4 protein-coding genes are annotated in these 4,525 nt (G+C 49.0%); all 4 read left to right on the top strand.

Annotated features, from left to right (window positions below; genetic code table 11):
* Positions 1-471: 2-oxo acid dehydrogenase subunit E2 (locus OXG87_19870; protein MCY3871813.1), on the top strand; the 471-nt coding region annotated here is incomplete at its 5' end.
* Positions 472-483: 12 nt separating this feature from the next.
* The gene (gene lpdA / locus OXG87_19875; protein ID MCY3871814.1) at positions 484-1,869 is read left to right on the top strand and encodes a dihydrolipoyl dehydrogenase; all 1,386 of its coding nucleotides are present in this window, start codon (positions 484-486) and stop codon (positions 1,867-1,869) included.
* Positions 1,870-2,180: 311 nt separating this feature from the next.
* On the top strand, positions 2,181-3,977 hold the full coding sequence (locus OXG87_19880) for an ABC-F family ATP-binding cassette domain-containing protein (protein ID MCY3871815.1): 1,797 nt from the start codon (positions 2,181-2,183) through the stop codon (positions 3,975-3,977).
* 164 nt (positions 3,978-4,141) lie between these two features.
* Positions 4,142-4,525 (top strand): helix-turn-helix domain-containing protein (locus OXG87_19885; protein MCY3871816.1); only part of this gene is annotated, 384 nt, incomplete at its 3' end.

Below are 4,525 nucleotides of genomic sequence, written 5' to 3' on the forward strand. Positions count from 1 at the left end.
CCCGATGTCAATGCCAGTATCGATGGTTCCGATATTGTCTATCGCGATTATGTCAATATGGGCATTGCAGTGGGTACTGATCGCGGTCTTGTCGTGCCGGTTTTGAAGTCGGCAGAGCGCATGTCTTTTGCCACTATTGAGTCTGAAATTAAGCGCGTGGCGCTTTCTGCGCGAGAAGGCAAGTTGGGGTTGGATGAGTTGAGCGGGGGCACGTTTACAATTACCAATGGCGGGGTGTTTGGGTCGCTGTTGTCAACGCCTATTCTCAATCCGCCCCAGACGGGTATTTTGGGCATGCACGCGATTCAGAATCGGCCTATCGCCGTGGGGGATGAGGTGGTTGTTCGCCCGATGATGTATCTGGCATTGACTTATGATCATCGCCTGATTGACGGCCAGACTTCGGTTACATTCCTGGTTCGCGTAAAAGACTTGCTCGAAGATCCCGCGCGTATGATGCTGGAAGTGTGAAAGGAGCCTCTCGTGGCAGATAATACATTAGATCTCGTTGTTATCGGTGCTGGACCGGGGGGGTATGTCGCGGCGATTCGCGCGGCGCAATTGGGCATGCGCGTGGCATGTGTTGAGAAACAGGCATTGGGGGGTACATGTCTGAATGTGGGCTGTATTCCGAGTAAAGCCCTTTTAGAGTCGAGTGAGTTGTTTCACCAGGCGGAGTCTTCGCTGGGTATTCACGGTGTAAAGACCGGTGGTGTGGAACTGGATTTGAAGGGTATGATGAAGCGCAAGTCCGGTATTGTGCGGAGGATGACGGGCGGTATTCGCGGTCTGTTTCGGAAGAATAATGTGACGCATATTGCGGGGCTGGGGCGGTTGGCTGGCGATGGAAAGGTCGATGTTGACGGGGATGTTTATTCGGCAGAGCGCATTTTGATCGCTACGGGCAGTTCTGCGATTGAGTTGCCCAATTTGCCTTATGATGGCGAGTATGTGATCAGTTCTACCGAGGCGTTGGCACTGGATGAGGTGCCCGGGAAGATGATTGTTATTGGCGCAGGTGCGATCGGTCTCGAGTTGGGGTCGGTGTGGCATCGCCTGGGGGCAGAGGTGCATGTGGTGGAATTTTTGGATGGGGTGACGCCGACGATGGACCGCGAATTGTCCCTCGGTTTGCAGAAGGTGCTGGAGAAACAGGGGCTGAGGTTTTCGTTTGAAACGCGCGCAGAGTCGGCTGAGGTTCGCGATGGGAAGGTCATTGTGACGCTCGCACAGGGCGATGAGACGACTTCAGAGACGTGTGACCGATTGTTGGTCGCTGTTGGGCGAAGACCAAATACCGATGGGCTGGGTGGCGAAGATGTGGGGTTGGAGATGGATGGCCAGGGGCGCATTCTGGTCAATGAGGTATTTGAGACAAATTTATCCGGTGTCTATGCGATTGGCGATGTGATTCCCGGTCCGATGCTGGCGCACAAGGCAGAGGAAGAGGGTGTAGCTGCGGTGGAATATATGGCGGGAAGGGCGGGGCATGTGAATTATGGCGCGATTCCCAATGTGGTGTACACACATCCAGAACTGGCATCGGTGGGGCTGACAGAGGAGCAGGTTGTGGCAGATGGCATTCCCTATAAGGTGGGCAAGTTTCCAATAGCTGCCAATGGTCGCGCGCATACGCTACAGGCAGTGGATGGACAGGTGAAGATTATTGCCCACGAAAAGACGGATCGCGTTATGGGTATTCACATTTTGGCCGCACGCGCGTCCGATATGCTCGCCGAGGGGGTTCTGGCAATGGAGTTTTCCGCGAGTGCAGAGGATATTGCGCGAACAATGCACGCGCATCCCACGCTTCCAGAGGCGCTGAAGGAGGCCGCGTTGAATGTGGAGGGTGAGGCGATTCATATTTGAGAAAACTTGACATTGCCTGTTTATATATGTAGCTTTAACAAAATATCACCTTCAAAGGCTTAATTTAATGACATCCTCTGACACGCATACATCTATCGCTCACCAGACTATGATCGTTTTGCTGGTGAGAAAGGCCGCGTCCTGAAGACGGGTTTTAGGGGATAGGTGTGTCCATGCGTGAAAGAAGAGACCTTGCCTGATTTGTTCATAAAACAAATAAAATGAACAATTTAGGCTTGATTGTAGTTTATTTTTTAAGGCTGTGGCACACATTGTGACCACAGCCTTTTCTTTTTTTGAAAGTGCGACCAATGACCATTTTAGAATTACATCATATTGCAATGGATTACGGTGCTCAGGATGTACTGGTTGATGTGTCTTTTAAGATCAATAAAGGCGAAAAGGTTGGTTTGATTGGTGACAATGGCTGTGGGAAGTCCACCATTTTAAAACTGATTGCAGGTATTGAAAGACCCGTTTCTGGCACTGTGAGTAAGGTAAAAGGCATATCTACGGGGTATCTCGAGCAGCACCTGAAATTTCAGGCTGGAAGGCGTGTTGAAGAAGAAATCGCCTCGGTATTTGAAGCAGTCAATCGGATGCAGCGCAAAATGCGCAAATTGGAAGCTCAGATGGCAAATGGTGCGTCCGATCAGATCAATGGGGTGATGGAACAGTATGGGCGCTTACAGGAGGCTTTTGAGCGGGCAGATGGCTATGCTTGTCAGGCAAAAATTGATGCGGTCATAGATGGACTGGGTATAGGGGCCTGGCGGGACCAGTCTGTCGATGTATTGAGTGGCGGTGAAAAGAATCTGGTGGGATTGGCAAAAATTTTGCTGGGTGAACCCGATCTGCTGTTGCTGGACGAACCGGGCAATCACCTCGATTTTGAAGGATTGGCCTGGTTAGAGACATTTTTGCAAAATTTGGACCGAACGGTGATTCTGGTATCACACGACCGCTATATGCTGGATCGGGTTGTGAATCGGGTCGTGGAGGTTGAAGATGGAAAAGCCAGCACATATATGGGCAATTATTCGGCCTACCGCACAGAAAAATTGCGTCAATTGCTCCTGCAGAAAGCGGCATACGATAACCAGCAGAAGGAAATTCAACGGCTGGAGGAGATGATCAAGCGTTTTGAATTGTGGGGTGGAGAAAAAAATATACGGCGCGCGAGAAATAAGGAAAAAATGCTGGATCGCATAGACCGGATCCATCGGCCAGTCATGGATCGCCAGCGCATTGATCCTGCATTTGGTGCGATTCATGGCAGTGGAAAAATTGCCTTAGAGTTGCGAAAGTACGAGCGCAAAGCAGGTCAGCGCACGCTGTTTCGAGATGTTGATTTGCTGGTGCAATCGGGCGAGCGCGTCGGATTGGTTGGGAGTAATGGGACAGGTAAATCCATGCTTTTTAAGGATATTGTTGCCGAGGCTGCCTGGGAACACCCCACTATGCGAATTGGTCCACGCATAAAATTGGGATATTACGCACAAGAACACGAGACCTTAAATGAAAACCGAACCATTCTCGAAGAGATCTGTTTGTCGGGTGAGTTGAACCGCGATCAGGGGGGTGGGGTGTTGTCCAGGTTTTTATTTTCATGGCGTGATCTGGACAAAAAAGTCGGCAATTTAAGCGGTGGGGAAAAAAGCCGCGTTCAGTTGGCCTGTTTGATGGTGTCTGGGGCCAATATGTTGCTATTGGATGAGCCAACCAATCATCTGGATATCGCATCTCGCGAGCAGGTGGAAGATGCCCTTGAAGACTTTGACGGTACACTTATAGTGATTTCACACGATCGCTATTTCCTCGATAAAATTGCCGAGCGCGTGATTGAGGTGCGCGATCTGAATTTGGAATCCCATGTGGGCAATTTTTCAGATTTTTGGGCAAAACGGAGATCAAATAAGACGCCGGATGGAGAGATTTATTCTGAGGTTGAAAAACAAATCGAGGCGTTGGAAGATGAAAAATTGCGATTGGAACGGGGGATGGCATCGGCTTTTGAAAAAAGAGATTTCAAGCGGGGAGACCGCCTCAGCCGTCGATTGCGTCTGGTGGAACAGCAGATTGAAAACCTTTATCCGAAAAGCCCGTAAAACCCAACAGCTTTAGCGTTGGGTCGCATGGCGAAGGGCTTAGAATTTGCGGGGTGGCTTTAGTCTGGGGGATAGTCCTCAAGGGACTATCGGTGGCGGTGAATCAACAAGATTTATTCTATTTTCAACTTGACACAAACAGAATATAAGTATATATTTTTATTATGGTTAAGTCATTCAAATACAGATTGCGTCCCACCAAAAAGCAAGAACAAATCTTGCTGGCGCATATTGACGAATGTCGTATTCTCTACAATCAACTACTCTGTGCAAGAATACAAGCATGGAAGAATGAGAATAAGTCTCTCTCTCAATATGACCAGACCAAAACAATACCATTGCTAAAACAGCAACACGTTGCTTTCAAGCAAGTATATAGTCAAGTATTGCAACAAGTATCACACAGAGTAGATTTGGCATTCAAAGGTTTCTTTCGCAGACTTAAAAAGAAAGCAGAAACTGGCGAAAAAGCTGGCTTTCCCAGATACAAGAATGAGAATCGCTATGATTCTATCACCTATCCTCAGTTTGCCAATGGATGTCGATTG

Source organism: Gemmatimonadota bacterium, assembly GCA_026706845.1.
Classification (GTDB): Bacteria; Latescibacterota; UBA2968; order UBA2968; family UBA2968; genus VXRD01.

Coding starts and splice junctions, on each gene's coding strand:
- OXG87_19880 (MCY3871815.1), top strand. CDS start 2,181: ATGACCATTTTAGAATTACATCATATTGCAATGGATTACGGTGCTCAG.